The sequence below is a fragment of the Kribbella sp. NBC_00889 genome, from assembly GCF_045207705.1.
GTDB lineage: Bacteria > Actinomycetota > Actinomycetes > Propionibacteriales > Kribbellaceae > Kribbella.
This window is the reverse complement of record NZ_CP108783.1, coordinates 930,033-955,870: the sequence shown is the minus strand read 5'-3', so window position 1 is coordinate 955,870 and position 25,838 is coordinate 930,033. Positions and strand designations below refer to the sequence as shown.

Genomic DNA, 25,838 nt, shown 5'->3' with positions numbered 1-25,838 from the left:
CCCTGCCTGCACAGGCTCCTCGGTCGAGGGCGGATGCTTCCGTTCGATATATTATTACCAAAGTTGGGATCAATGGAGGCCTGGCCATGAAGGAGTCGCCGACGCCGGTGGCGGATCTGCTGCTGCACCCGGTCCGCTGGCGGATCGTGCAGCGGGTGCTCGGCCGCGAGCTGACCACCACCGAGCTCAAGCACGACCTGCCGGACGTCGCGGCCACGAGCCTCTACCGGCACGTCGCCGTACTGATCGAGGCCGGCTATCTCACCGTGGTGCGCGAGCGGCGGGTCCGCGGTACGACGGAGCGCACGCTGTCGCTGGACCAGACGAAGGTCGGGCGGATCGACGAGCGGGAGGCGCGCGCGATGACGCCGGAGCAGCACCGGCAGGCATTCCTGCTGATGCTGACCCGGCTCGCCGCCGACTTCGACCGCTTCGTCGAGCGCGGCGACCTCTACCCGCGGCTCGATCAGCTGGGCTACAGCCAACTCGCCCTGTACGTCGACGCCGACGATCTCGCCACTCTTCGCGAGGGCCTCAACGCCCTCCTCGAACCCCACCTTCAGGAGCAGCCCGGCAAGGAACGCCTGACCCTTTCGCTGGTCTCGCTCCCGGACGTCTAGGCTGCCGCGCATGCGGGAGATGGTGGTGATCGGGGTCGGTGCGGGCGATCCGGAGCAGGTGACGATGCAGGCCGTCGCGGCGCTGAACCGGGTCGACGTGTTCTTCGTGCTGGACAAGGGCGAGGTCAAGCAGGAGCTCGTGGACCTGCGCGAGGAGATCCTGCGCCGGTACGCCACGGACAAGGAATACCGGGTCGCAGTCGGCCGCGACCCCGAGCGGGATCGGACCACCTCGGCGTACGTCGAAGCCGTTGACGACTGGCGGCGGCGCCGGGCCGATGTGTGCGCTGAGCTGATCGCGGCGAACCTCGGTGAGGATGAGGTGGGCGCGTTTCTGGTCTGGGGCGATCCGTCGCTGTACGACAGCACGCTGGCGATTCTGGATGACATCCTGGCTCGCGGCGACCTGGCGTTCGAGGTCGAGGTGATTCCCGGGATCAGCAGTGTGTCGACGCTGGCCGCTCGGCACCGGGTCGGGCTCAACCAGGTCGGCCGGCCGATCCAGATCACCACCGGCCGGCGACTCGCGAAGGCCTGGCCGGAGGACGTGGACGACGTGGTCGTGATGCTGGACGCGCAGACGGCGTTCACGTCGTACGTCGATGAGGACGCCGAGATCTACTGGGGCGCGTACCTCGGGACCCCGGACGAGCTCCTCATCTCCGGCCCGCTCCGCGAGGTCGCACCCGAGATCGAGAAGGCCCGCGCCGAAGCCCGCGACCGCAAGGGCTGGATCATGGACACCTACCTGTTGCGCAGAGCAGTTAAACCAAAGGTGTAGGCGGTCTGGACTTCGGGCCGACGCGGCGGGTGGGGGGTTGCGCCGAGGGTTTCGGGTATGACGAAGAGACTCTTGGCGATACTTGCGGGCGGGCTTGCTCCGGCCGCTCTTCTGGTGAGTGCGGCGCAGCCCAGTGGGGCTGCGGAACCGACCGTCGTACGGACGGATGCAGGGCTCGTGCAGAGCTCGGCCGTCGGGGATGCGCTGGTCTACAACGGGATCCCGTACGCCGCTCCGCCGGTCGGGCCGTTGCGGTGGAAGGCCCCGCAACCCGCGAAGCCGTGGGACGGCGTACGGCAGTCCAAGATCGGCAACCCGTGTCCGCAGCAGGCCAACCCGGAAGTGCCCGACGGCGCGTCTGCCGAGGACTGCCTCTACCTGAACGTCACGACCCCCGCGGCCAAGTCAGCGAAGCCGCGAGGCGTGCTGCTGTGGATTCCGGGCGGCGGTTTCTTCTCCGGCGCCGGCTACAACTACGGCGCGTCCAAGCTGGCCGCCCGTGGCGATGTGATCGTGGTGACGATCAACTACCGCCTCGGCATCTTCGGGTTCTTCGGCTACCCGGGCCTGCCGGGGTCCGGCACCTACGGCCTTCAGGACCAGCAGGCAGCACTGCGCTGGGTGCAGCGGAACGCGCGAGCCTTCGGTGGCGACCCGCGCAACGTCACAGTGGCCGGTGAGTCAGCCGGCGGCATGAGCGTGTGCGCGCAGCTCACCTCCCCCACCGCGACAGGCCTGTTCGCGAAGGCGATCATGCAGAGCGGCTCGTGCACCTTCAACTGGGACGACAACAGCCAGTACCCGGGCCAGGCGGCCGACGCCCCCTTCATCCCGGTGAGCAGAGTCCAGGCCAACGGCAAGGAATGGGCCGAGGGCAACAAGGACAAGCTCGGCTGCACACCCGGCCAGTCCATGCTCGCCTGCCTCCGGTCCGCGAAGTCCGACGTACTGGTCGAGGACATGCTCCAGTTCACCCAGGTCGCGTACGGCGGCACTGCGACGATGCCACTGAGCCCCGCCAAGGCGCTGAAGGCCGGACTGTTCCACCGCGTGCCGGTCCTGTCCGGCAACAACCACGACGAGGCCGCAGCGTGGCTGGTTGCCTTCGGCGACGTCACGGCCGAGAACTACCCGCAACTGGTGACCAACATGGTCGGCGCACGGCAGGCAGCGAAGGTACTGCGTGAGTACCCGCTCAACCGGTACGAGTCCGCCGCGGCGGCGTGGACTGCAGTCACCACGGACCGGATCTGGTCCTGCACCCAGATCGCCAGCGATCAGCAGGCCGCCGGCAGCGTGCCGGTGTTCGCGTACGAGTTCGCAGACAAGCACTCGCCCCTCGCAGACGACGGACTGGGCGCCATCCACGCCGCGGAGTTGCCGTACCTCTTCCGCCTCGGCAACTACGACTTCCCCTTCCCGGAGCCCCAGCAGCAGCTGTCGAACCAGATGATCGACTACTGGACAGCGTTCGTCCGCAGCAGCAACCCGAACGGCCCCGGCCGGCCGCACTGGTCCCCGACCACAAGTCGCACCGTCACCGGGCTCTCACTGGCTCCCACGGACCAGACCGGCATCCAGGCGGTGAACCTCAGCGCCGAGCACCACTGCGGTTTCTGGGCCGGGATCAGCTGACCTTCCGCACCAGGTCCCAGATCCGCACTACCACCGGGGACAGGATCAGCAGGAGCAGCGCGTAGAACTTGACCCCCGGGACGAGGGTCGCGAGCAGGAAGGCGATCAGCGTCAACCCGGTCAGCGCCAGGGAGCCGACCAGTTCCCGGGTGCCGACCGGGTTGTCCGGGTTCTCGAGTTCCGCATGCCCGTGGATCATCCAGGTGAGCGCCGACTGGCAGATGCTGAGCACCAGAATCGTCCCGGTGTAGAGCCCCGCGGTGAACCGGTCGCTCTCGTAGGTGCCCACGATCTCGGTCGGGAAGGGCAGGAACACGATCGTGAGCAACCAGGCGAGGTTCAGCCGCATCATCGGTGAGGTGTACGCGCGGACGTGCTCGAACACCCGGTGGTGGCCGAGCCAGAAGTTCGCGATCACCACGAAGCTCAGCAGGAACGAGAACAGCTGGGGCCAGTGCTCGGTGATCACCTCGGGCGCGTCCAGCCCGTCCGCCTTGGACTCGGTGACCACCTCGACCAGCGGCAGGATCAGCAGGGTGATGGCGATGGCGACGACCGCGTCGCTGAACAGGACCAGCCGGTCCGGGTTCCTCGTCGTACTCACGGCCGACAACAGTAACGGCCGGTCAGTTCCGCGGAGCCCTCAGCAGAGTGGTCGACAGCACGAGCGCACCGAGGACGAAGGCCGCCGCGGCGAGCCAAGCGACTCCGTAGCCGTCCCGTAGCGCCAGTACGTCGCTCGCACCGTCAGCCAGCCGGCTGGTCGTGGTGGACGCGGCCAGAGTCGCCAGTACGGCGGTCCCCACCGCGGCACCGGCCTGCTGTGCGGTGTTGTTGAGCCCGGAGGCCAGTCCGGCGTCGCCCGCTTCGGCGCCCGACATCGCGAGCATGATCGCTGCCGGGATGGCCAGGCCGATGCCGGCTCCCATCACCGCCAGGACGGGTGCGACATTGACGACGTACGAACCATCGACCGGTGCCTGGCTGATCCAGAGCAGAGCGGCCAGGAAGGCTGTCAGTCCGGCGGTCAGCATGGTGCGTGGGCCGAAACGGACGGTCAGACGTGGCGCGATCGACAGCGACATCAGCGCGTTCATGATCGGCGCCGGAAGGAAGGCCAGGCCGGTGGTGAGAGAGTCGTACCCCAGGACCCGCTGCACATAGAGCGCGGTGGTGAACTGGAAACCGAAGCCGGCCGCGAACAGCAGGACGACTACGACGTTGGCGACCGTGGTCTGGCGCTTGCGGAAGATGTGCAGTGGCAGCAGCGGATTCGTGCTCCGGGCCTGACGGAGTACGAACGCGGCCAGGAGCAGGACCGCCGCGGCGGCCAGGACGAGTGTGCGCGTGAGCTCCGCGTGCGGCTCGGCGGTCTGGACGATCGTGTAGACGGCGAGCGACAGCCCCGCGGTGACCAGGACCGCGCCGAGTACGTCGGCGCCCTTGGTGAGACCGAGCCCCTTCTCTCCTTGCAGGAGCCGTACGGCGAACGCGAGCGAGACGAGGCCGATCGGCACGTTGATGAGGAAGGACCAGTGCCAGCCGACGGTCTGGGTGATCACACCGCCCAGGATCAGACCGATCGACGCACCACTGGCCGAGGTGAAGCTGTAGACCCCCATCGCGCGTGCCTGCTCGCCCGGGGCCGGGTAGAGGCCGACGATCATGCCGAGAATCACCGCCGAGGCGAGCGCTCCGCCGACTCCCTGCAGGAACCGGCCCGCGATCAGCACCTCCGCGCTGCCCGCCGTACCGCACAGCAAGGACGCTGCCGTGAACAGGCCGAGTCCGGCCAGGAAGACCCGCTTGCTCCCGATCAGGTCCCCGATCCGCCCGGCCAGCAGGAGTAGTCCCGCGAAGGCGATCAGGTACGAGTTCATCACCCACGCGAGGCCGGCCTGGGAGAACCCGAGATCACTCTGGATCGTCGGCAACGCGACCGTCACCACGGTGCCGTCGAGGATGATCATCAACTGCATGACGCACAACACCAGCAGGGCTTTCGTCCGTCCGGCCGCCACCGGACGCCCCGCCTGAACCGCCGTTTCCACTGCCATCACCCATCTCCTTGCCCAGCTCGAAGCAGAACAAGTACGACGGTAGCAGATAGTTCCGTACTAGACGATCTTTTGGTGGACTACCTCGCAGTGTGGACTACCTTGTTCGTTGCCGGGCGCGGCGGACCGATACCGCTTCCACCGGGACGGACAGGTGGCCGTCGACCAGGTCGACGAGCGCGTCGACGAAGGGTTTGCGTTCGCTTGCGGTGAGGGCCTCGAGGACGTCGGCGTGGACCCGGTCGACGATGCGCTGCCCCTCGGCGGCGATCTTGGCGCCGGCCGGGGTGACCGCGATGATGCGCGCGCGGCGGTCGGTGGCGGAGGGTTTGCGTTCGGCGTACCCGGCCTCTTCGAGCGCGTCGACGGTGACGACCATCGTGGTCTTGTCCATGTAGGCCAGTTCGGCGATCTGGATCTGGGTGCGCTCCTCCTCCAGGGCGTGCCGCAGTACGCACTGCATCCGCACCGTCAGTCCGATCTCTGCGAGGGCAGCGGACAACTGCGTCTCGAGCACATGACCGGCATGCGTGAGGTAGCCGGTGAGGTCGGGAACCGTACGGGCTGGGGTCTTCGCCATAACCTCCAGGGTAACGCGGGATTATCTACTGCCAGATCATCTCGTGCCGATCATTCTCCGTCGGCTTGGTAGCGGGAATGCGACGTGCAGGGCGGTGTCGTGAAGTCGCGAGTGTGGGGAGTGGGTGGGCGGTTGGGTGGTGGGCATGACTGTTGTTGAGACGCGGGTGGCGGGGGTCCGGTGGTTCGCGGTTGTAGCGGTGACGTTGGGGATTTTCACCATCACCACCACCGAGATCCTGCCGATCGGACTGCTCACCCCGATCGGGTCCACCTTCTCACTCACGCCCGGACGCACCGGCTGGCTGATGACCATGCCCGGCCTGGTCGCGGGCGTCGCGGCGCCGGTGATCACAGTCGCCACCGCTCGGCTGGACCGGCGGCTGATGCTGTGCGCACTGATGGTTCTGCTGGCGGTCGCCGGCTTCCTCGCCGCGGCCGCGCCGGTCTACTGGATCGAACTGCTGGCCCGCTTCCTCGTCGGCCTGACGGTCGGCGGCTTCTGGTCGATCGGCGCCGGTCTGGCCGCGCGACTCGTCCCAGAACGGTGGACCGTCCGCGCAACCGCAGTCATCTTCTCCGCAGTCCCCCTCGGCTCGGTCGTCGGCGTACCGGCGGGCACGGTCCTGGGTGAGCTGGCCGGCTGGCGTACGTCGTTCGCCGTGCTCGGAGTGCTGTCGCTGGTGGCGCTCACTGCTCTCTACCTCACCGTGCCGCCGCTACCGCCGCTGCAGGTGACCAGGCTCGTCGTACTCCGGGATGCGCTCCGTCGGAGCAAGGGCGCGATCGTCGTCACGTGCATGGTCGTGACGGCGCACTTCGCCACCTACACCTACGTGACGCCCTTCCTCCGCGAGGACGTCCGACCGGAGCTGATCGGGGTGTTCCTGCTGGTGTACGGCGCAGCCGGCCTGGTCGGCAACCTCATCGCGGGTACGGCGGTCGCTCGCAGCGTCCACCTCACCTTCGCCGGATGCGCCGCCTGCATCGCCACCGCGACCCTCCTGTTGCCGGTCCTGGGTCGCAGTACGGCGGGAGCCCTGGCCCTGCTGATCGTGTGGGGCATCGGGTACGGCGGTGTGCCGGTCTGCTCGATGAACATGTTCGCCAAGGCTGCACCGGCCTCGCGGGAGGCGGCGACCGTCCTGTTCACCGGTTCGTTCCAGGCCGTGCTCTCCACCGGTGCGCTGCTGGGCGGTCTGGTGGTGGACGCCTGGTCGGTGTCGACCGTCATGGTCGCGGGCGGGGTGTGCGCGGCGCTGACCGCCGGAGTGCTGCTGTGGTCCAGAGCACAGGAGGCGGGGACGTAGCATCCCGGTTGTGTCGAGGACTCAGACGGATCGGTGCCCGGGTGTGCTGGCGGTGCACCAGGCTGCCGACGGAGGACTTGCCCGCGTTCGCCTGCCGGGTGGCGTGGTCCGTTCCGACCAGTTCGACGTACTGCGGACGGCCGCTGCGGACCTCGGGGACGGGCGGCTCGAGCTGACGTCGCGGGCGAACGTGCAGATCCGCGGACTCGCGCCTGATGCGCCGGTGGAGCTGTCTCAGCGGTTGTTCGAGGCCGGACTGTTGCCGTCAATGCCGCATGAGCGCGTGCGGAACATTCTGGCGTCGCCGCTCTCCGGTCTGGACCAGGAGAGCCGGTACGACGTTCTGCTGGTGGCGGCTGCGGTGGACCGGGAGCTGTGTGCCCGGCCTGGGTTGGCTGAGCTGCCGGGGCGGTTCCTGTTCGCGCTGGATGACGGGCGCGGGGATCTGGCCGGGGTGCGGGCGGATGTGTTCGTGCGGGCGGTGGATGAGCGTGAAGGGCTGTTGAGCCTTGGCGCTCGCGGTGTGCGGGTGGGCTGGAGTGATGTGGCTGAGGTGATGGTCGCAGCGGCTGAGGCGTTCCTGCAGGAGCGTGAGGGGCAGGAGTGGCGGATCGCGGAGCTCGAGTGTGGTGAGGAGCGGATCCTCGACCGCCTGGGGTTGCAGGCTACGGAAGAGCTGCCGACTGCTGTGACCACAGTCGGGGCAGGCAAGCATGGAACGGCGCTGGTGGTGACTGTGCCACTTGGGAGCCTCAGCCAGGAACAGTCCGCGGTGCTCGCCCACCTGGGTCAGGACTTGAGGGTGACTCCTTGGCGGTCCGTCGTGGTGCCGGCGGAGGCTGGTGCGGGGTTGGATGGGGTTGGTTTGGTCACAGATCCTGAATCGGCCTGGAACGGTGTGACAGCGTGTGCGGGGCAGCCTGGGTGTGCGAAGGCGCTGGCAGATGTACGGGCCGACGCCGAGCGGGTGACGCCACGGCTGCCGCGGCACGAGCGGCCGATGCACTGGTCCGGCTGTGAGCGGCGCTGTGGCAAGCCGGCCGGCGAGTTCGTCGACGTACTTGCTGTGGGCAACGGATATGTGATCGACGGTGAGCGGATGGGGACGTGGTGAGCGGGTTCGAGTACGTGCGCGACGGCGCGGAGATCTACCGGCGGTCGTTCGCGACGATCCGGGCGGAAGCGGCGCTCGGCGACCTCCCGGCCGACGTCGCACAGGTGGCGGTCCGGATGATCCACGCCTGTGGAATGACCGACCTGGTCGCTGACCTGGCCTGGTCGCCGAACGTGGTCAAGAACGCCCGGACCGCACTCCAGAACGGCGCACCGATCCTGTGCGACGCGCAGATGGTGGCAGCCGGCATCACCCGGCGGCGCCTGCCCGCGGACAACCAGGTCATCTGCACGCTGAGCGAGCCGGGTGTCCCGGAACTGGCCCAACAGCTGCAGACCACCCGCAGCGCTGCGGCCGTCGATCTCTGGCACGACCACCTGGCCGGTTCTGTCGTTGCCATCGGCAACGCGCCGACCACGCTGTTCCGGCTGCTCGAGCTGCTCGAGGACGGCGCGCCGCGACCGGCCGCGATCCTCGGCATCCCGGTCGGTTTCATCGGTGCCGCCGAATCCAAGGACGCGCTGGCGGCGAACGACCTCGGCCTGGAGTACCTCGTCGTCCGCGGCCGCCGAGGCGGAAGCGCGATCACGGCGGCCGCCGTCAACGCCATCGCAAGCGAGGAAGAGTGACAGGCAGACTGTGGGGCGTCGGGCTCGGCCCGGGCGACCCCGAACTGGTCACGGTCAAGGCAGCCCGGTTGATCGGGGCCGCCGACGTGATCGCGTTCCACAGCGCGCGGCATGGCCGCAGCATCGCGCGCTCGGTCGCGGCGCCGTACCTGCGGGACGGCCAGCTCGAGGAGCACCTGGTCTACCCGCTGACCACCGAGACGACCGATCACCCCGGCGGCTACCAGGGTGCGATGGACGATTTCTACACCGACTGCGCGGCCCGGCTGGCTGCGCATCTCGACGCCGGCCGGGACGTCGTCGTACTGGCTGAGGGCGATCCGTTGTTCTACGGGTCCTATATGCACATGCACAAGCGGCTCGCCGACCGGTATCCGTGCGAGGTGGTTCCCGGCGTGACGTCGGTGAGCGCGGCGGCCGCCGTACTCGGGCGACCCTTGTGTGAGCGGGACGAGATCCTCACCGTGCTGCCGGGCACGCTGCCGCCCGACGTACTCGCGGATCGGCTCCGGAACACGGATGCGGCCGCGGTGATGAAGCTCGGCCGCACGTTCGACAACGTGCGGGAGGCGTTCGAGCTGGCCGGGCGCGCCGACGAGGCCTGGTATGTCGAACGTGCGACGACGGAGGCGCAACGCACGGCTCCCCTGGCCGAGGTGGATCCCGAGAGCGTGCCGTACTTCTCGCTCGCGCTGCTCCCGAGTCCGATCAACAACACCTTCACCGCGCCGGCACCCAAGACCGCCACGGACGGATCCGTCACCGTGGTCGGACTGGGTCCGGCCGGGCCGGAGTGGATGACGCCCGAGGTCCGGGCGGCGATCGCGAGTGCCGACGACCTGATCGGCTACGGCCCGTACGTCGACCGGCTGCCGGACCGCGCTCGTCAGCGCAAGCATGGGTCGGACAACCGGGTCGAGTCCGAGCGGGCCGCGTTCGCCCTCGATCTGGCCCGGAAGGGCTCGAAGGTGGTTGTGGTCTCGTCCGGTGATCCCGGCGTGTTCGCCATGGCCAGTGCGGTCACCGAGGTCGCGTCCGAGCCGGAGTACGCCGACATCGCCGTAGGCATCCTGCCCGGGATGACCGCGGCGCAGGCCGTCGCGAGCCGGGTGGGCGCACCGCTCGGGCACGACTTCTGCGTGCTGTCGCTGTCGGACCGGTTGAAGCCGTGGGACGTGATCGCCGGGCGGCTGACCGCGGCCGCCGCGGCAGACCTGGTGATCGCGATCTACAACCCAGCGTCGAAGTCCCGGACCTGGCAGGTCGGCGCCACCCGCGACCTGCTGCTCGAACACCGTTCGCCCAGTACGACGGTCGTCGTCGGCCGGGATGTGGGCGGTCCCGGGGAGTCGATCACCGTGACAACGCTGGCCGAACTGGACCCCGAGCAGGTTGACATGCGCTGCCTGTTACTGATCGGGTCGTCCCAGACCCGCACCGTGCCCCGCCCGGCCGGACCCCTGGTCTTCACTCCCCGCCGATACCCGGCGACGGACAGTGAGCCCACACCAGGGGCCGGTTAAATCCGCCCTCCGGCAGTGTCGGACCAGACTCCGTTGGGTAGGTCTGGCGCGAGGCTGACCAGTGAGGAGAAGCGGAGATGGCTCAGCAGTACGGCGACACCGCCACAGTGCAGTACACCGGCGACGCCGCCACCATGACTGCCCCCGGTTCGGCCGCGCCCGACTCGGACGCGACCACCACCCAGCGCTACGAGGAGGCACGCGCCGCGGCGCACCGTGCGATGAGCAACGTCACGATCGTCCCGACCCAAATGCCGTTACCAACGGCCACCACCGAGCCCATCACCGACCCGGACCTGCTCGCCTACCGCGGCTTCAAGTTCGGCGCTGCCTTCTTCGGCTGGTTGATCTCCATCGCGATGTCGGTACTGCTGCTCGCGGCCGCGGCCGCCGCGGCGGTCGGTACGGCGGAGGTCCTGGACTACTCCCGCGCTGACGCCGAGGCTCAGCCGGGGGCCGCGGGCATCACCGCAGCGTCGGTCGTCGTACTGATGGTGACCCTGGCGTTCTTCACCGGCGGGTACGTCGCCGGCCGGATGGCGCGGTTCGACGGCGGCAGGCAGGGCTTCGGGGTGTGGATGCTCGCCCTGCTGTTCTCGGTGCTCGCGGCCGGTGCCGGGGCCTTCGGAAACAGTCAGTACGGCTGGCTCGACGATCTGAACCGGCCGGACGTGGCGCTGTCCAACGACACCCTGGCCATGGGCGGGATCGTCGCCGCCGCGACCCTCGTCGTCCTCGCGCTGCTGTTCGCGATCCTCGGCGGCAAGGCCGGCCAGCGCTACCACGACAAGATCGACACCCTGCTGGACTGACGGTCACTGACTCACCACGCATGGTCGACGCCCCTGAGGGGTACCGGATGGGGCGACACGGGGCCTGTCTGGTGAGGAGAACTGACCATGGTCCAGCAGTATCGGGACGACACTGACACTCAGCAGGTCGACGAGACGCGTTCGCTGCGCCGAGGCGAGCACGACCATGACTCGCGGCCGGTGGGCCACGTCGACGACGACGTTGACAACGACCGGGACACGCAGCCGCTGCACAGGGCGAACATCCGGACGTCCGCCGCGACCGAGGTGGACCCGGCGTACCGGGGCTTCAAGGGCGGTTCGGCCTTCTTCGGCTGGCTGGTCGCGATCGGGCTGATCGCGCTGCTGACCGGGATCGTCGGCGCGGTCGCGGCTGCGGTCGACTACGCGACCACCATCGACTGGAACGCGGCCGAGTCCGACGCCGGCACCATCGGCATCGCGTCCGGCGCGGTCCTGCTGCTGATCCTCGCGATCGCCTACTACAACGGTGGGTACGTCGCCGGCCGGCTGGCCCGCTTCGACGGTGCGCGGCAGGGCTTCGGCGTCTGGCTGATCGGTTTCCTGGTGACGGTCGTCGTCGCGGCGATCGCCGCGCTGGCCGGTTCGCAGTACGACGTACTGGACCGGGTGGACCTGCCGTCGGTGCCGATTGCGAACGAGACCCTGACCACCGGTGGAGTGATCGCGGTCGTGGCGGCTGTCGTGGTGACGCTGCTCGCCGCGTTGATCGGTGGCAAGGCCGGCCAGCGCTACCACCGCCGCATCGACAGCAGCGTCGACTGAACGGCCTCCGGCCGGTCTGTGCTACAACAGGCCGTAACCAAAGGGGCCCTCGTGGACCAGTCAACGCTCGGCGTCATCGGCCGTTCCCGCAAAGAGAACGAGTACCGGCTGCCGATCCATCCGCACCACTTCGACCGGATCGACGAAGAGCTGCGGCGGCGCATCGTCCTCGAGTCCGGGTACGGCGAGCGGTTCGGGATCTCCGACGAGCAGTTGGCCAAGTCCGTCGCCGGGGTCGTCGACCGGGACGAACTGATCGCTGTCGCCGACGTCGTACTGCTGCCCAAGCCGCAGCCTGAGGATCTCGCCGAGCTCCGGACCGGACAGGTGCTCTGGGGCTGGCCGCACTGCGTCCAGGATGACAAGGTCACCCAGCTCGCGATCGACCGCGAACTCACGCTGATCGCGTTCGAGGCCATGAACCACTGGACCGCCGACGGCCGGTTCAGCCTGCACGTGTTCCACAAGAACAACGAGCTCGCCGGCTACTGCTCCGTGCTGCACGCGCTCGAGCTGATCGGCTCGACCGGCGACTACGGGCGCCGGCTGCGGGCGGTGGTGATCGGGTTCGGCGCGACCGCCCGGGGAGCCGTCACCGCCTTGAACGCGCACGGCGTGCACGACGTCGACGTCCTGACCGGGCGAGGCGTGACCGCGGTCGGTTCGCCGATCCACTCGGCCCGGATCATCCAGTTCGACCACGACGACCCCGAGAACGACGACCCGCGCCTCAGCCACGCGCTGACCGACGAGGGCAGAGTGCCCCTGGCCGGATTCCTGGCCGAGCACGACGTGGTCGTGAACTGCGTGCTGCAGGATCCCGACGCCCCGCTGACGTTCCTGGTCGAGGAGGATCTGGAGCAGTTCGCGCCGGGCAGCCTGATCGTCGACGTCTCGTGCGACCTAGGCATGGGGTTCAGCTGGGCCCGGCCGACCGGGTTCGGCGATCCGACATTCGTGGTCGGTGACCACATCACGTACTACGGCGTCGACCACAGCCCGTCGTACCTGTGGAACTCGGCGACCTGGGAGATCAGCGAGGCCGTGCTGCCCTTCCTCCGCCCGGTGCTCGGCGGCCCCGCCGCCTGGCACGCCGACGCCACCCTCGGCCCCGCGATCGAGATCGAGGCCGGCGTCATCCGCAATCCCGGCATCCTCACCTTCCAGCACCGCTCCCCCGACTATCCCCACCCACGGCTCTGATTCCGGGCATTCGGACGAGCCTTGACCGGCCCGTGCTCCGGATCGGGCCGATCCGGAGCACGGGTACTTCTTGCCGCCTGCACGAGCGGCCACGAAGCTGAGCTGCATGTCCGCTCGCACCGCTCTCGTCGTCGGAGGCACCAGCGGGATCGGCGCGGCGACGGTACGCCGACTCAGCGCCGACGGGCTGCAGGTCGTCGCCGCAGGTCTTGATGCCGGTCCGGCCGAGGTGGAGGTCGACCTGCGTGAGCCAGGCGCACTCGAGCAGCTGATCGGTTCGCTCGACCGGCTGGACATCCTGGTGAACGCGGCCGGCATCATCCGCCGTGGCGACGAGCACCAGCCCGACGTGTTCCGGGAGGTCCTCGAGATCAACCTGACCGGCGCGCTGCGGGCGTCCGAAGCCGCGCACGACCTGCTCGCCGCGAGCCGCGGCTGCATCGTCAACCTCGCCTCGATGCTGAGCTACTTCGGTGGTCCACTCGTTCCGGCGTACAGCGCCAGCAAGGGCGGCATCGTCCAGCTGACCAAGTCCCTCGCGGTCGCCTGGGCGGCCGACGGCATCCGGGTGAACGCGGTCGCACCCGGCTGGATCGCCACGGACCTGACCGCCGCACTGCAAGCCGATCCGGCCGCCGCCGACCGGATCATCTCCCGTACGCCGATGGCCCGCTGGGGAAAGCCCGAGGAGGTCGCCGGGGCGATCGCCTTCCTGGCCGGCCCGGACGCGGGGTTCGTCACCGGCGCCGTCCTGCCCGTGGACGGCGGCTATCAGAGCATGTGAAGGAGCAGTCGATGATCCCGGTTTCAGCAGGTGTTCCGGCGGAGATCGCCGTACCCGCGGTGCCCGACGACGACCGGTTGTGGGTTCAGCAGGCGCCCGGGGTGTGGTTCCGGCCGCTGATGCTGAACACGGTCACCGGCCAGTGGTGCAACCTGCTCAAGGTGACCCGGGCCGGCATCGTGTCCCGGCACCGGCATCCGAGCGCGGTCTTCGGCTACGTGATCAAGGGCAAGTGGCAGTACGACGAGCACGAGTGGGTCGCGGAGACCGGGTCGTTCGTGTACGAGCCGCCGGGCGAGATCCACACGCTGCGGGTGCCGGAGGACTGCACCGAGATGATCACGTTCTTCAACATCTCCGGCGCGATGATCTACGTCGACGAGGCCGGCAACCAGACCGGCTACGAGGACACGTTCACCAAGATCCAGCTGTGCCGCGACCACTACGGCGCGAACGGCCTCGGCGCCGACTACGTGGACCAGTTCATCCGCTAGCCCGGACGACGAGCTCGGTCGGCAGGATGCGGGGACCGTCGTCGGTCCCGTCGATCCGGCGCAACAGCACCTCCACCATCTCCCGGGCGACCAGCTCGAGCGGTTGCCGGATCGTGGTCAGCGGCGGGTCCGACTCCCGCGCGATCCGGGAGTCGTCGAACCCGCCGACGGCCACTTCCTCCGGGACCCGCCGACCTCTCCCTGCCATGCCCGCATCGCTGCCTCCCGGACTGCGCCGGGTCGAGATCGGCTGCCGCGATCTCGACCGTTCCCTCGACTTCTACCAAGCCCTGCTGGGTTTCCGGCCGATGCCGGACGCTCCGCGACCGGCCGACCGCAGACGGTTGCTCGGCCACGGCACCGTGGTCCTCGAGCTCGTCGAGGTCGGGGCCGACGGCAACCAAGGCGGTTGGGTGAACGACGATCTGCAGGGCGGGATCCGGCACCTCGGGATGAAGGTGGCCGGGGTCGACCGGCAGATCAAGCGGCTGGAGGACGCCGGGGTGACCGTGCTGTCGCAGCCCCTCGACGTACTCGGCGACGTACGGATCGCGTTCTTCCTCGACCCTGACGGTGCGCGGCTGGAGTTCATCCAGGGCAATCTGAGCTACGAACGGATCTCGTCGCCGGTGCTCGCGGCGGCCGAGGCCGCACAGGTCCCCGGTGAGGAGCCACGGTTCGATCATGTTGCGGTGACGGTGTCGGACCTGCCGGCCGCACTGGACTTCTGGCGCGACCGGTTCGGGTTCGAGGTGATCGGCGAGATCAGGCATCACGGGGATCCACGGGGGTTCCTGATGACGTATCTGCAGGCCGGTCCGGCGGTGCTCGAGGTGTTCAGCTTCGACGTACCGATCGTGCCGAACGAGCTGTCGGCTGCCGGTCCTGCTGTTCTCGGGCCGCGCCGGCTGGTCCTCGATGCGCCGGGTGACCAGCAACTGGTAGCACCCGATGGGGTGCCTGTCACGATGGGAGGCTCACGGTGAGCCGCATTCTGGTCACCGGATCGAACGACGGGATCGGAGCGGAGATCGCCTGGGTCCTCGACGCGCAGGGCCACGAGGTGATCCGGCACGCACGAAGCGCGGAACGCGGCGGCGGTGCTGGGTTCGTGGTCGGTGAGCTGTCGTCACTGCGGTCGACGCGTGAGATGGCGGCCGACGTACTGCGGCTCGGGGCGCCGGATGTCGTCGTACACAACGCGGGATGGGGTTCCAAGGACGAGAGCCGGCCGGTGACCGAGGACGGTTTGGAGCAGACGTTTCAGATCAACGCGCTGGCGCCGCTGCTGCTGACGGCGTCGTTGCCGAAACCGCGGCGGATCGTGTTCGTCAGCTCGGACTCGATCTCCCGCGGCCGGATTCGCCTCGACGACCTTCAGCACGAGGACGAGTGGACGCAGGACGCGGCGTACGCCGACTCCAAGCTGGCGATGACCGCGCTGGCCTTCGCGGTGGCCCGGCGGTGGCCGGACGTGCTGTCGAACGCGGCCCATCCCGGGTGGGTGAGCACGAAGACGAGCGGCTACGCCGCGCCGCTGACCGTTGCCCAGGGCGCCGATACCCCCGCCTGGCTGGCGGCGTCGGACGATCCGGAAGCGCTCGTCACCGGCACGTTCTTCCAGGACCGCAAGGCGATCGAGGTCAACCCACAGGCGTACGACGTTGACCTGCAGGACGCGCTGCTCACGCGCTGCCTGGAGCTGTGTGAGGCCACTCTGCCCTAGGGCCAGGTCGGAGGTTGCACGGCCTGGACCGCCGTGATGACCTGCTCCAGCGCGGGAGTCCGCGGCCGGTCGCGGTGCACGAAGATTGCTACCTGCCGTTCGACTCCCGCGTCCCTGATCGGGACCAGGCGTACGCCAGTGAGGTTCGCGGTGGTGACGGCGAGCGCGTTGGTGACCCCGGTGCCCAAGCCGTGGCGGACCAGCGAGAGCAGCGTCTGGGGTTGGTTGGTGCGGTAGACACTCTCGGGATTGAGCCCGGCGGACGCGAAGGCCAGGTGTGACTCGAACTGGCGTCCACCGGAGGTCTCCCCGATGGAGATCAGCGGCAGGTTCGCCAACTGGTCGAGCCCGACCGACTCCGCGGAGGCCAGCGGATGGCCTTGCTGGAACACGGCGACCAGCGGCTCGGTCCAGAGGACCTCGTGGTCCAGCGACTCCGAGGCGACCAGCGGATGCACCGGGCGGATCGCCAGGTCCACCTCGCCCCGGCCGAGCGCGCCCTCGAGCTCGATGCTCGGCCCCTCGACCAGATGCAGCCGAACCTCTGCCGGGAGGCGCTGCGCGACCTGCGGGAAGAGCCACGCCGCGGCGCTCGGGTACGTGCCGAAGCGAACCTCTCCCCCGGCGGACGCCAGGTCGTTGAGGCGGCGAAGAATCTCCTCGGCGTGCGGTACCAGAGCCCGTCCTTCCGGGGTGAGGCGCGCCGGGTGAGCCGTGCGGTCGAACAGCTGGACGCCGAGAGCGCGCTCCAGCTCGGCGACGTGCTCACTGATCCGGGACTGGCCGCGGAACACCGCCTTGCCCGCAGCGGAGAAGCCGCCGTGGCGGGCCACCGCGACGAAGCTCACGATCCAGTCCATCCGGAAGCCGTACGCGGCGGTGAGATCCATGCCACAAACGCTAGCCGGGAAGACGCCGCCCGGCCGGGACGTTGGACGTGAGGTGCGAGAGGTCGAGGTGGTGGTGATCGGCGCCGGGCAGGCCGGACTGTCGGCTGCCTACCATCTGGTCCGGATGGGATTCACGCCGTACGACGAGGTCGTCGTACTCGACCGGAATCCGGCGCCCGGTGGAGCGTGGCAGCACCGGTGGGACTCGTTGACCATGTACGACGTCCACGGGATCGCGAATCTGCCCGGGGTGCCGGTGCCGCCGAGTGCTTCCGATGCCCGTGCCAATGAGTTCGTGCCGGGGTATTTCGCGGACTACGAGAAGCGGTTCGGGTTGCCCGTCGTACGGCCTGTCAGCGTTGAGAGCGTGCGGAAGGTGGACGGGCTGTTCGAGGTGCGGACGTCTACTGACACCTATCGTGCGGACGCTGTGGTGAACGCGACGGGGACGTGGAATCGGCCGTTCATTCCTTGGTATCCGGGGATCGAGAGCTTTCGTGGACGGCAGTTGCACACGGCGGACTACCGCGGGGCGGCTGAGTTTGCGGGGCAGCATGTCCTCGTCGTTGGCGGTGGCGCGTCGGCGGTGCAGTTGCTCGCTGAGATCTCCGAGGTCGCGACGACTACCTGGGTGACCCGACGGCCGCCGGAGTGGCGGACCGGTGAGGACTTCAACCCGGAGTACGGGCGAAAGGTCGTGGCCAAGGTCGAGGAACGCGTTCGCGCCGGCCTCCCCCCACGAAGCGTCGTCAGCGTGACCGGCCTCCACCTCCGGGAGCAGGAGCAGGCTGCGTTGGAGCGCGGCGTCTACACCCGCCTCCCCATGTTCACCCGCATCACCTCCACCGGCGTCGACTGGGCGGACGGGCGACGGTTGGACGTCGACGCAATCCTGTGGGCCACCGGCTTCCGCGCGGACCTGGCCCACCTCGCCCCGCTCCACCTCCGCGAACCCTCCGGCGGAATCCGCATGGACGGCACCCACACAGTCCTCGAACCCCGAGTCCACCTCGTCGGCTACGGCCCGTCCGCCAGCACGATCGGCGCCAACCGAGCCGGTTTCACCGCAGCCCGCTCCCTCCGCACCCTCCTGAAACCAGCCGCCGCCTGAACGGCCGTCAGGTGGTGGTGGCCAGGTGGGGTTCGGTGGTGGTGGGCCAGTGGGGGTGTTTGCGGACGGCTATTGGGAGCAGGGTGCCGGTGAGCAGGAAGATGGTGGCTGTCAGCAACCAGCCGGGCCAGCCCCAGCTGACGGCGATGGTGGTGAGGATGAGCGGCGCGATGAGGTCGCCGACTTGGTGACCCATGGCGTAGGCGCCTTGGTATTGGCCCTGGGCGCCGGGTGGGGCGAGTTCGAAGCTGATGCCCCAGCCGCCTGCCGACTGCAGCATCTCGCCCAGGACGTGGATGAGGGCTGCGACGACCAGGAGGCCGACGGTGACGGCGCCTGAGGTGACGTCGGTGAGAGCGAGGACGACGCAGGCTCCGGCGAGGAGTACGCCGGCCCGGCGGCCGGCACGGGCGGCGCCGGGGAGGTGTTCGGTGCCTCGGGCAACGCGGAGCTGGAGCAGGATCACCGCGACCGAGTTGATCACGAGCAGGACGGAGATCAGCCAGCGCGGAGCGTCGGTCGCGGTCGCCACCCACAGCGGGATCGCGATCTGTGCCATCGCGTTGTGCATGCTCAGTACGCCGTCCAACGCGACGAAGGCGAGGAACGGCCGGTCCCTCAACGCGGTCAGTCCGGACGGACCGGTTGCCGACGACACCTTCTTGACCTCGGGCAGGCCGAAGCGGACCAGAGCCGCGGTGATCACGTACGTCGCCGCGTTGGCGAGCAGTGCGGCGACGTACACCTCACGCCGGTCAACCGCGAGAACGACGCCGGCAACAGCCATGCCGGCACCCATGCCGATGTTGGTCGTCACGCGAAGGATCGCCCGCGTGCGGACCCGCTGGTCGGACGGCGACAGACCCGCGATCAGCGCTCCCTTCGCGCCACGTTGACCGGAGTCGGCGATCGCGGTGATCCCGGCGACCACGACGTACGGGAGGAACGAGCGGACCTGCGTCAGCGCGCTCATCGTGATCGCTTGCAAGATTAGGAAGCCGACGTACGCACGGTTCGGTCCGAGACGATCCGCGACCACGCCGAGCGGAGTGCTGGCCACGAGCCCGACCAGGCCCGCGATAGTCAGGCCGATGCCGACATGTCCGACGGACAGGCCGGCTGCCCGCGTGAGATAGAGGGCGCCGACGGCGGCGTACACACCGTTCCCGAACGTGTTGACGAGAGTCGCGCCGATCAACCGACGTACGGCAGGCGGAAGAGAAGCTGTCACCCCCTCACCCAACTACCGCCCGCCCCATCCGCCCGCTGGACTGACAGATCCCGTCAATGCATCAGCCACCGAAGCATTCCTGTGCCGATGTCGCTCGATTCAGTTCCCGACGGTCGTCGAGCTGGCGCCCATCCCCGTCTGGTGGGCTGACCCGCCGGCCTGTGGGTTCGCACACCGCACGCGCCAGGCCAACCCACTGCCTGGTGGGTTAGCCCATCAAACGGGACCGGGTGGTTCGACGACGATGTTTTGTGGCTCGCACGCGATCCCGTGGGGCCGTTTCGGGCGTTGACCACGGCGGTGTTCCGGGCGATCCGCGACATCCCGCTCAGCGCATGATGAGGTTGAGGAGATCCGCGCCTAGGTGGTTGAGGGCGGATTCGTCCAGGCGGTAGGCGACGAAGCGACCCTGGCGTTCGGCGGTGACCAGGCCGACTCGGGTGAGGGCTCGGAGGTGGCGCGTCACCTGAGTCGGGTGAAGGCCCCACAAGGCCGCGATCTCGCCGGCTGTGCGCGGTTCGCTGGCGACGGCTCGGCAGACCTGAAGGCGGTCGGGGGCGGCGAGGGCTTCCAGGCGACCGAGCATCTGTTGAGCGGTCGGTACGGCGGTCCCGACGCCCACCACCGGGTAGATGACAGTCAGCGGCTCCCCAGGGATCTCCCCCAGGAACAGATGCGGCGCGATGTAGTTGCTAGGGACAAGCAACAGCGACCGCTTCGACAGATCGATCCGTTTGCTCTGCACCTTCTGCACCACCGCGCTGTCCCGATCGCGCACGGAGACAGACCCATCCAGCGACCGCAGCATCGCCAGTACGCCGTCCCGCATCGCCAGATCACGGTCCTGCCGCCCACGCGCCGCCAGCGCGTCCCGCGACTCCTCCCACACCGCAGCGAACCACTCCGCCCAGCAAGCATCGAGTAAATCGAGGAAGCGACGTACAGGCTCCTCCGGATCACTCAGCAACGAATCAACCAGCGCAGCGACAGCGCGACCCCGGCTGCGGGCCCAGTGGCGTACGGCGTCCGTGTCTGTGGTCCGACTGCTCAGCGGACGCCCACGCAACGGCCGCACCAGCTCAGCCGCGAGCTCCTCCGGCGCCCGAGCCCGCAGCGCCGCCAGTTCGTCCTGCCACGACGGCATCCCGGTCCCTCTGCTCGTCGCGAAGAACCGCGCCCGGACAGCCCGCACAGTCCACGTCCACTGCGACAACTCACACCGCAGTACGTCGGGCAGTCGTACGGCGGCCGCCCACTCGACGCGATCGTGGTGGGCGGGCTCGGCGAGCACGTGGAGGGCGCAGCCAAGCTCGATCAGGGGTGAGGCGACGTGGCGGATCCGCTCAGGGTCCAGACGGCTCAGGCCGGCGAGAACGGTGGGCACCTAGTACCTCACCCAGGAACGGCCCACTAATCCTTCAGCTTGAACTGCAGTTCGGTGTCCCAGTCGGCCATGTCCGGGACCTCGCGCGGGTCGGACTTGTAGACCTCGAGCCGCGCGGTCCACCTGTCGCCGTCGGCATCCCACTCGAGGCCCTTGTCGTCCGCCCAGGCCAGCAGGTCGCGGGTGGCGTCGACCAGACCGTCCGGGTGGCCGTGGTACGTCGTACTGGCGTAGCGCCCGGCCGGGAGGACGCCGGTGACGATCTCGCCCTCACCGCTGTGCAGATCGTCGACCGGGAACCCGATCTCCAGGACCAGGCCGGCTTCCATGTCAACCACGTCGTACTTGAAGAACGGTGCGTCGTTCGGCGCGATCTCCCGGGCGGCGAGCCAGTCGATCACCTCGCGCATCCGGTCCGCGAACGCACTGATCTGGTTCATGGCGACCTTGCCCCGCAGCGCGACGTACGGCCGCTCCCCCAACTCCACGATGTCCGGCATTCCACAGTCCTCCCGGCTCGGCAACGCGATGACAGACTCAACCTAACGCCTGCTGGATCGCAGCGGTGTTGTGATACTCGCGCCAGCCCGCGATCTTCCCGTCCCGGACCCGCAGTACGCCGATGAAGCGGGCGGCACCGCGGTGCCCGGTGGCGGTGATCTCACCGGCCAGTTCGTACTCGACCACCGCGACCTCGGGATCGAGCGTCTCGTGCAACGCCAGCATGGTGAAGCGGTCGAACCGCACCGGGAACCCGGCCCGCGCCGGTTCCGCGAACGCGAGCCACTCCTCCCGCCCGTCCCACCGCGTCGGCCCGCCTGGTGCGAACGGCACCTCCATCACCACGTCGTCGGCCAGCAGGTCGTCCATGGCGCCCGGATCACCTAACCACCCCTGGCCCATCCGCTCGATCACCGCGTGCAGTTCCGGCATGACACCCCTCCAGAAGATGAGTCACCACTCAGGTTCAGCACCGACTATAGTGAGTGGCCACTCAGGTTTCTAGTCCCGGAGGTCGGATGGCGCGGGCCGATGCGCAGCGGAACCGTACGGCGATCCTGGCCGCCGCAACCGAGGCGTTCGCCGAGCACGGACCGAGGGCGACCACCGAACAGGTGGCGATCCGGGCCGGTGTCGCGGTCGGCACCGTGTTCCGGCACTTCCCGACCAAGGACGCGTTGCTGGTGGCAATCATGAAGGAGTCGCTCCGGCGACTGACGGAACTGGCGGCCGAGTCCACCTTGTTCGAGTTCCTGACCGCGGTCGTCGACGAAGCCATCCGAACCCGGACGGTCGTAGCCGCGCTCGCCGGCCCGGAGCTCGACATCGGCGACGCGTTGCGTGGGTTGACCGACGAGATCGAACGGCTGCTCGAGCAGGCGAAGGAGGCGGGCGAGGTACGGCCCACTGTCCGGGTGGACGAGGTGATGGCCTTGCTGACAGCAACCACCCAGGCCGCGCAGCACAGCACGTGGTCTACAGACCTTCAAGAGCGGACCCTGGCGATCATCTTCAGAGGTCTTGCCTAGGCCCACCCCGCGGCCGTCTACTGAGACTGGGGGGTGCCGCTCATGACGCGGATCAGATTCAAGGTGGCCGCCGCGGCGGTTGCCGTACTACTACTAGGCCCGTCAGCGTCGGCCATGGCTGAGCCCACCACGCCGCTCACCTATGGAGCCGGTACGACGGCCACCCGGTTCACCGGACTCGCGTTCGACACCTGTACGGCGCCGACTGTTGCGCAGATGACTGCATGGAAGGCATCGCCGTACAAGGCGATCGGGATCTATGTCGGCGGGGTGAACCGGAGCTGCGCACAGCCGCAGCTCACCCAGAGCTGGGTCAGCAGTGTGACCCGCATGGGCTGGCGTCTCATCCCGATCTACCTCGGCTACCAGGCTCCCTGCACGTTCCGCTCGAACGCGGTGAAGATCACCGCAGCGTCCGCGGCCGCACAGGGAGCACTCCTGGCAGGTGACGCGGTCACCAAGGCCAGAGCGATCGGACTACTGGCGGGCAGTGCGATCTACGCCGACATGGAGCACTACAACACAGCCGACGCGACCTGCCGGGCCACAGTGCTGCGGTTCCTGTCGTCGTGGACGAAGGAGCTGCACCGCCGCGGCTTCCTCTCCGGCGTCTACGCACACCAGGATTCCGGTGCCCGTCACTTGGCCGAGGTCTACAACTCGACCGCGTACGCCCGGCCGGACGCAGTCTGGATCGCCCGCTGGAACCTCAGCTCGTCGCTGACGAACTGGCCGCTGATCTCCAACCGCTACTGGCTCATCGGCCAGCGAGCCAAGCAGTACCGGGGCGATCACACCGAGACGTACGGCGGTGTCACCCTCAACATCGACAACGACAGTTTCGACGCACCTGTCGCCTCGGTCTGGTACTCCTACACGGTCCGAACGACGATCCATACTTACAGCGGCCCGGGGACCTCCTATCCGGTGCGAGGGACGATCGCCCTGAACGCGGGCGTGCGAATCGTCTGCCAGACGTTCGGCCCGAAGATCGGCGTCACCACGGTCTGGGACAAGCTGATCGACGGGACCTACATCACCGACTACTACGCCAGGACACCGACCAAGCCTGGCTACAGCGCACCGATCCCCGGCTGCAGCAACCCGTTCCAGACGACCGTCGACAACCTGAGCCGCCGGCACGGCCCGGGAACGTCGTACGCCACATACCCGGGCCTGCTGCCGATCGGGTCGCTGGCGTGGGTCACCTGCCAGCGCCCTGGTTCCAAGGTCGGTACGACGTCGGTGTGGAACCGGCTGAGCGACGGCTCCTACGTCACCGACTACTACGTCGCCACGACGAGCAACACCACCTACTCGACACCACTGCGGCGGTGCTGACTCATTGAGCCCACGGCGGCTGGATCGTCGTACCTTCGGCCATGGTGGCGGTGAAGCCGGCGGTGATGGCGACGTGGAGCTCGGCGATGTCCTCGCCGAGGTTGGTCAGCGAGATCGCCTCGCCGGCCGGTACGACGACCGCGTCGCCGGCCGCGAGCTTCTCGCCGTCCGGGGTGACCTGGACGGTGCCGCTGAGCACCATGAACACCTCGTCGCGGTCGATGGTGTGCGGCGCATCGCCGCGGACACCGCGATCGATCGTCAGCTTCCACGTGCACAGACCGGCGGACCCACGGCTCGGCGCGGCCAGTCCGGTGAACTCGACCCCGGGCAACCGGAACCGCGGCGCCTCGGTAGCGCGAATGACCTGCATTGCTTCCCCCTATCAGAGATAGTCAAGCCAACTTGACCAAGTCGGCTTGACTATCATGGCGGTCATGACGCGTTCGGGCAAGCCTGATTTCGGGATCCTGCTGGTGCTGGCGGACCAGGAGTTCGTCGGCGCACTGCGGGCGGCGACGGCGGAGCAAGGGTTCGACGACCAAGGCCGGTCGGACGGTTTCGTACTGCGCACGCTCGGTGCCGGACCGACGACGATCAGCGGGCTCGCGGCGCGGCTGGAGATCACCAAGCAGGGCGCGAGCCAGATCGTCGACGATATGGAACGCCGCGGTTACCTCGAACGCCGCGCGGACCCGTCCGACGCACGGGCCCGCCGGCTGCACCTCACCGACCGAGGCGAGGCCGCACTGCAGGCGGCCCGGAAGTTCCACCAGGCCTACGAACGCAAGCTCCGCCGCAGGTTCGGCGACGAAGCGATCGACACAGTGCGCGGCGTACTGACCGAGATGGCCGGCGAGGCCCAGGTCAGTACGCCGCACTTCAGAGCATTGATGTTCTAGCAGCCCGAGGCGGTGAGTCGCACCCGCCAGACGGGGTTCCATAGGAGTCGTCTGTTCGGACCGGCAACGCTGTTCGGCCTCGGCCGAAACGCCGCAACTCAGGGGAAGTAGGTCGGGAAGAGGTCGTTGGTCGGCCAGGTCTTCACGCCATTGGCAGCGGTCCACAGCGCCGCGTCGATGTCGCCGTACGACTTACCGCTCGCGTCGTCACGGCGGTTGAACAAGGCGGCCCAGCTCATCCCGTTGTAGGTGCGGACCACGATGCTGAAGGTGCCGGGCATGCTGCCGGTGTGCCAGGTGTTGCGGCCGGTGCCGCCGCTCGTGGTCGGACGGATCTGCCAGCCGAGGCCGTAGTACCACCCGTCGGGCTGGATGCCGATCTCGGGCTTGGCCCAGACGCTGTTCAGCGACGTGGTGTTGAGCACGCTCGACGACGCGTCGAACATCTTCGCGAACCGGACCAGGTCCGGAGCGCTGGCGATCCAGCCGCCGTTCGAGTCCTGGATGCGCATGCTGAACGATCCGTACGGCGCGGCAACGATCTTGCCGGTGTTGTCGAGCACCGTCGGCCCGGTGTACTGCGACTCGTACGGCACCTCGCCGGTGTGCTTGGCGATGGTCCAGCCCTGCGCCATCCGGGTGATCTTCAACGGAGCGAGCAACTTCTGCTTCACGTACGTCTCGTAGCTCAGCCCGCTGACCTTCTCGATCACGCGGCCGGCCAGCACATACCCGAAGTTCGAATAGGCGTACTTGCTGCCCGGCGCGAAGTCGAGCTTCTGCCCGGCCATGTACTTGATCTCGTCGGCGTGCTGGAGCTCCATCGGGACGCCCAGGGCCTTGGCGATGATGGCGTCCTTGAAGTTCGGGTCGCCGGAGACGTCGCGGTCGAACCCGCCGAGATGCTGCAGCAGCCGCTTGATCGTGACCGCGGACCAGCGGGTGTCCTTGGTCTGACCGGTCGGCGGCGTGATCGCGATGATGTTGCCGACCGGCGTGGTCAGGCTCAGCTTGCCGTCCTGCACGAGCTTCATGATCGCGGCCGCCGTGAACATCTTCGACACGCTCGCGACGCGGAACAGCGAGGTCGGCTGGACCGTCAGCGCGGTCGACGTACTGTAGCCGCGGGCAAGCACCAGCCGGCCCTTGTACGTCACCGCGAGCTGCCCGCCGGTCACCCCGCGGGCCAGCATGAAGGCCTTCATCTGGTTGTCGAAGCCGGCCAACGCCGACACGGCGGTGCCGGTGGTCTTCCAGGTCGCGGCGGCATCGGCCGAACGACTCAGGGCCGTCCCGGCTCCGGTGCCGACGGCGGCGACCGCCCCGGTTGCGAGCACAAGCTTGCCGAGATTCCGGCGCGTCAGCTCCACGAACGTGTTCTCCTTCGGGTGTTCAAG

The 25,838-nt window shown here is 68.6% G+C and carries 29 protein-coding genes; 18 read left to right on the top strand and 11 right to left on the bottom strand.

The features are described 5' to 3' along the window. Positions 1 to 86: 86 nt before the first annotated feature. Genes OG817_RS04840 through OG817_RS04830 form a run of 3 tightly spaced genes read left to right on the top strand, consistent with a single transcriptional unit; the run spans position 87 to position 3,036 of the window. Positions 87 to 620 carry a hypothetical protein gene (locus tag OG817_RS04840; protein WP_406052420.1) on the top strand — a complete coding sequence of 178 codons (534 nt, stop codon included), beginning with the start codon at positions 87 to 89 and terminating at the stop codon, positions 618 to 620. Between the two features lie 10 nt (positions 621 to 630). Then, the gene (gene cobF, locus OG817_RS04835) at positions 631 to 1,401 is read left to right on the top strand and encodes a precorrin-6A synthase (deacetylating) (RefSeq protein ID WP_406052419.1); all 771 of its coding nucleotides are present in this window, start codon (positions 631 to 633) and stop codon (positions 1,399 to 1,401) included. A 57-nt stretch (positions 1,402 to 1,458) separates the two neighbouring features. Beyond that, on the top strand, positions 1,459 to 3,036 hold the full coding sequence (locus OG817_RS04830) for a carboxylesterase/lipase family protein (protein WP_406052418.1): 1,578 nt from the start codon (positions 1,459 to 1,461) through the stop codon (positions 3,034 to 3,036). Here OG817_RS04830 and OG817_RS04825 read toward each other — a convergent pair. From OG817_RS04825 to OG817_RS04815, 3 genes are all read right to left on the bottom strand, one after another. Further along, positions 3,029 to 3,640: a TMEM175 family protein gene (locus OG817_RS04825; RefSeq protein ID WP_406052417.1), complete on the bottom strand. Its 612-nt coding sequence runs from the start codon at positions 3,638 to 3,640 to the stop codon at positions 3,029 to 3,031. The genes OG817_RS04830 and OG817_RS04825 overlap by 8 nt on opposite strands. 22 nt (positions 3,641 to 3,662) lie before the next feature. After that, on the bottom strand, positions 3,663 to 5,093 hold the full coding sequence (locus OG817_RS04820; RefSeq protein WP_406052416.1) for an MFS transporter: 1,431 nt from the start codon (positions 5,091 to 5,093) through the stop codon (positions 3,663 to 3,665). Between the two features lie 97 nt (positions 5,094 to 5,190). Next, positions 5,191 to 5,673, bottom strand: coding sequence for a MarR family winged helix-turn-helix transcriptional regulator (locus tag OG817_RS04815; RefSeq protein ID WP_406052414.1), 483 nt, complete (start codon positions 5,671 to 5,673; stop codon positions 5,191 to 5,193). Positions 5,674 to 5,818: 145 nt separating this feature from the next. On the opposite strand from OG817_RS04815, the gene OG817_RS04810 reads away from it, so the two are divergent. The 9 genes from OG817_RS04810 to OG817_RS04770 all read left to right on the top strand — a co-directional run bounded on the left by OG817_RS04810 (position 5,819) and on the right by OG817_RS04770 (position 14,327). Further along, positions 5,819 to 6,982, top strand: a complete 1,164-nt coding sequence (locus OG817_RS04810) for an MFS transporter (protein ID WP_406052412.1) — start codon at positions 5,819 to 5,821, stop codon at positions 6,980 to 6,982. Between the two features lie 10 nt (positions 6,983 to 6,992). Continuing rightward, on the top strand, positions 6,993 to 8,096 hold the full coding sequence (locus OG817_RS04805) for a precorrin-3B synthase (RefSeq protein WP_406052411.1): 1,104 nt from the start codon (positions 6,993 to 6,995) through the stop codon (positions 8,094 to 8,096). Continuing rightward, entirely contained in the window at positions 8,090 to 8,725 is a 636-nt protein-coding gene (locus OG817_RS04800; protein WP_406052409.1) for a precorrin-8X methylmutase, read from the top strand. Before OG817_RS04805 ends, OG817_RS04800 begins: the two co-directional genes overlap by 7 nt. Beyond that, a complete protein-coding gene (locus tag OG817_RS04795) occupies positions 8,722 to 10,248 on the top strand; it encodes a precorrin-2 C(20)-methyltransferase (RefSeq protein WP_406052407.1) in 1,527 nt (508 codons plus the stop codon). Before OG817_RS04800 ends, OG817_RS04795 begins: the two co-directional genes overlap by 4 nt. Before the next feature lie 77 nt (positions 10,249 to 10,325). Then, entirely contained in the window at positions 10,326 to 11,060 is a 735-nt protein-coding gene (locus OG817_RS04790; RefSeq protein WP_406052405.1) for a hypothetical protein, read from the top strand. A gap of 87 nt (positions 11,061 to 11,147) precedes the next feature. Then, entirely contained in the window at positions 11,148 to 11,846 is a 699-nt protein-coding gene (locus tag OG817_RS04785; protein ID WP_406052404.1) for a hypothetical protein, read from the top strand. Between the two features lie 51 nt (positions 11,847 to 11,897). Then, the gene (locus OG817_RS04780; protein WP_396393751.1) at positions 11,898 to 13,049 is read left to right on the top strand and encodes a N(5)-(carboxyethyl)ornithine synthase; all 1,152 of its coding nucleotides are present in this window, start codon (positions 11,898 to 11,900) and stop codon (positions 13,047 to 13,049) included. Positions 13,050 to 13,155: 106 nt separating this feature from the next. After that, complete coding sequence (locus OG817_RS04775; protein WP_406052402.1) at positions 13,156 to 13,833, top strand: SDR family NAD(P)-dependent oxidoreductase; 678 nt, start codon at positions 13,156 to 13,158, stop codon at positions 13,831 to 13,833. A gap of 11 nt (positions 13,834 to 13,844) precedes the next feature. After that, a complete protein-coding gene (locus OG817_RS04770; RefSeq protein ID WP_393395433.1) occupies positions 13,845 to 14,327 on the top strand; it encodes a 2,4'-dihydroxyacetophenone dioxygenase family protein in 483 nt (160 codons plus the stop codon). Here the strand turns inward: OG817_RS04770 and OG817_RS04765 are convergent. Continuing rightward, complete coding sequence (locus tag OG817_RS04765) at positions 14,317 to 14,535, bottom strand: substrate-binding domain-containing protein (RefSeq protein WP_406052400.1); 219 nt, start codon at positions 14,533 to 14,535, stop codon at positions 14,317 to 14,319. The two genes, OG817_RS04770 and OG817_RS04765, sit on opposite strands and share 11 nt — an antisense overlap. Here OG817_RS04765 and OG817_RS04760 point away from each other — a divergent pair. Continuing rightward, entirely contained in the window at positions 14,534 to 15,313 is a 780-nt protein-coding gene (locus tag OG817_RS04760; RefSeq protein ID WP_406052399.1) for a VOC family protein, read from the top strand. The genes OG817_RS04765 and OG817_RS04760 overlap by 2 nt on opposite strands. Beyond that, a complete protein-coding gene (locus OG817_RS04755; RefSeq protein WP_406052398.1) occupies positions 15,310 to 16,053 on the top strand; it encodes an SDR family NAD(P)-dependent oxidoreductase in 744 nt (247 codons plus the stop codon). Before OG817_RS04760 ends, OG817_RS04755 begins: the two co-directional genes overlap by 4 nt. On the opposite strand, the gene OG817_RS04750 is transcribed toward OG817_RS04755, so the two are convergent. Next, a complete protein-coding gene (locus tag OG817_RS04750; protein ID WP_360446482.1) occupies positions 16,050 to 16,943 on the bottom strand; it encodes a LysR family transcriptional regulator in 894 nt (297 codons plus the stop codon). The two genes, OG817_RS04755 and OG817_RS04750, sit on opposite strands and share 4 nt — an antisense overlap. Between OG817_RS04750 and OG817_RS04745 the strand changes: the two genes are divergently transcribed. Beyond that, positions 16,942 to 18,054: an oleate hydratase gene (locus OG817_RS04745; protein ID WP_406052396.1), complete on the top strand. Its 1,113-nt coding sequence runs from the start codon at positions 16,942 to 16,944 to the stop codon at positions 18,052 to 18,054. The genes OG817_RS04750 and OG817_RS04745 overlap by 2 nt on opposite strands. Positions 18,055 to 18,061: 7 nt before the next feature. On the opposite strand, the gene OG817_RS04740 is transcribed toward OG817_RS04745, so the two are convergent. From OG817_RS04740 to OG817_RS04725, 4 genes are all read right to left on the bottom strand, one after another. Beyond that, entirely contained in the window at positions 18,062 to 19,285 is a 1,224-nt protein-coding gene (locus OG817_RS04740) for an MFS transporter (protein WP_406052394.1), read from the bottom strand. Positions 19,286 to 19,613: 328 nt separating this feature from the next. Continuing rightward, positions 19,614 to 20,669, bottom strand: coding sequence for a DUF5937 family protein (locus OG817_RS04735; protein ID WP_406052392.1), 1,056 nt, complete (start codon positions 20,667 to 20,669; stop codon positions 19,614 to 19,616). Between the two features lie 26 nt (positions 20,670 to 20,695). Beyond that, positions 20,696 to 21,169 carry a GyrI-like domain-containing protein gene (locus tag OG817_RS04730; RefSeq protein WP_406052391.1) on the bottom strand — a complete coding sequence of 158 codons (474 nt, stop codon included), beginning with the start codon at positions 21,167 to 21,169 and terminating at the stop codon, positions 20,696 to 20,698. Positions 21,170 to 21,206: 37 nt separating this feature from the next. Continuing rightward, positions 21,207 to 21,602, bottom strand: coding sequence for a nuclear transport factor 2 family protein (locus OG817_RS04725; RefSeq protein WP_406052390.1), 396 nt, complete (start codon positions 21,600 to 21,602; stop codon positions 21,207 to 21,209). Positions 21,603 to 21,688: 86 nt separating this feature from the next. Here OG817_RS04725 and OG817_RS04720 point away from each other — a divergent pair, with 86 nt between their 5' ends. Together OG817_RS04720 and OG817_RS04715 are read left to right on the top strand one after the other, a co-directional pair. Beyond that, entirely contained in the window at positions 21,689 to 22,198 is a 510-nt protein-coding gene (locus OG817_RS04720; RefSeq protein WP_406052389.1) for a TetR family transcriptional regulator, read from the top strand. 42 nt (positions 22,199 to 22,240) lie between these two features. Further along, on the top strand, positions 22,241 to 23,539 hold the full coding sequence (locus OG817_RS04715; RefSeq protein WP_406052388.1) for a glycoside hydrolase domain-containing protein: 1,299 nt from the start codon (positions 22,241 to 22,243) through the stop codon (positions 23,537 to 23,539). Position 23,540: 1 nt separating this feature from the next. On the opposite strand, the gene OG817_RS04710 is transcribed toward OG817_RS04715, so the two are convergent. After that, a complete protein-coding gene (locus OG817_RS04710; protein ID WP_406052387.1) occupies positions 23,541 to 23,912 on the bottom strand; it encodes a cupin domain-containing protein in 372 nt (123 codons plus the stop codon). A gap of 64 nt (positions 23,913 to 23,976) precedes the next feature. Between OG817_RS04710 and OG817_RS04705 the strand changes: the two genes are divergently transcribed. Then, positions 23,977 to 24,441, top strand: coding sequence for a MarR family winged helix-turn-helix transcriptional regulator (locus tag OG817_RS04705; protein WP_406052386.1), 465 nt, complete (start codon positions 23,977 to 23,979; stop codon positions 24,439 to 24,441). Positions 24,442 to 24,539: 98 nt separating this feature from the next. Here OG817_RS04705 and OG817_RS04700 read toward each other — a convergent pair whose 3' ends face one another. Next, positions 24,540 to 25,811: a serine hydrolase domain-containing protein gene (locus OG817_RS04700; protein WP_406052384.1), complete on the bottom strand. Its 1,272-nt coding sequence runs from the start codon at positions 25,809 to 25,811 to the stop codon at positions 24,540 to 24,542. Positions 25,812 to 25,838 lie beyond the last annotated feature (27 nt).

Coding starts and splice junctions, on each gene's coding strand:
- OG817_RS04830 (WP_406052418.1), top strand. CDS start 1,459: ATGACGAAGAGACTCTTGGCGATACTTGCGGGCGGGCTTGCTCCGGCC.
- OG817_RS04750 (WP_360446482.1), bottom strand. CDS start 16,943: ATGGATCTCACCGCCGCGTACGGCTTCCGGATGGACTGGATCGTGAGC.
- OG817_RS04775 (WP_406052402.1), top strand. CDS start 13,156: ATGTCCGCTCGCACCGCTCTCGTCGTCGGAGGCACCAGCGGGATCGGC.
- OG817_RS04715 (WP_406052388.1), top strand. CDS start 22,241: ATGACGCGGATCAGATTCAAGGTGGCCGCCGCGGCGGTTGCCGTACTA.
- OG817_RS04770 (WP_393395433.1), top strand. CDS start 13,845: ATGATCCCGGTTTCAGCAGGTGTTCCGGCGGAGATCGCCGTACCCGCG.
- OG817_RS04820 (WP_406052416.1), bottom strand. CDS start 5,093: ATGGCAGTGGAAACGGCGGTTCAGGCGGGGCGTCCGGTGGCGGCCGGA.
- OG817_RS04815 (WP_406052414.1), bottom strand. CDS start 5,673: ATGGCGAAGACCCCAGCCCGTACGGTTCCCGACCTCACCGGCTACCTC.
- OG817_RS04720 (WP_406052389.1), top strand. CDS start 21,689: ATGGCGCGGGCCGATGCGCAGCGGAACCGTACGGCGATCCTGGCCGCC.
- OG817_RS04760 (WP_406052399.1), top strand. CDS start 14,534: ATGCCCGCATCGCTGCCTCCCGGACTGCGCCGGGTCGAGATCGGCTGC.
- OG817_RS04840 (WP_406052420.1), top strand. CDS start 87: ATGAAGGAGTCGCCGACGCCGGTGGCGGATCTGCTGCTGCACCCGGTC.
- OG817_RS04725 (WP_406052390.1), bottom strand. CDS start 21,602: ATGCCGGAACTGCACGCGGTGATCGAGCGGATGGGCCAGGGGTGGTTA.
- OG817_RS04765 (WP_406052400.1), bottom strand. CDS start 14,535: ATGGCAGGGAGAGGTCGGCGGGTCCCGGAGGAAGTGGCCGTCGGCGGG.
- OG817_RS04710 (WP_406052387.1), bottom strand. CDS start 23,912: ATGCAGGTCATTCGCGCTACCGAGGCGCCGCGGTTCCGGTTGCCCGGG.
- OG817_RS04785 (WP_406052404.1), top strand. CDS start 11,148: ATGGTCCAGCAGTATCGGGACGACACTGACACTCAGCAGGTCGACGAG.
- OG817_RS04790 (WP_406052405.1), top strand. CDS start 10,326: ATGGCTCAGCAGTACGGCGACACCGCCACAGTGCAGTACACCGGCGAC.
- OG817_RS04730 (WP_406052391.1), bottom strand. CDS start 21,169: ATGCCGGACATCGTGGAGTTGGGGGAGCGGCCGTACGTCGCGCTGCGG.
- OG817_RS04705 (WP_406052386.1), top strand. CDS start 23,977: ATGACGCGTTCGGGCAAGCCTGATTTCGGGATCCTGCTGGTGCTGGCG.
- OG817_RS04745 (WP_406052396.1), top strand. CDS start 16,942: ATGCCACAAACGCTAGCCGGGAAGACGCCGCCCGGCCGGGACGTTGGA.
- cobF (WP_406052419.1), top strand. CDS start 631: ATGCGGGAGATGGTGGTGATCGGGGTCGGTGCGGGCGATCCGGAGCAG.
- OG817_RS04810 (WP_406052412.1), top strand. CDS start 5,819: ATGACTGTTGTTGAGACGCGGGTGGCGGGGGTCCGGTGGTTCGCGGTT.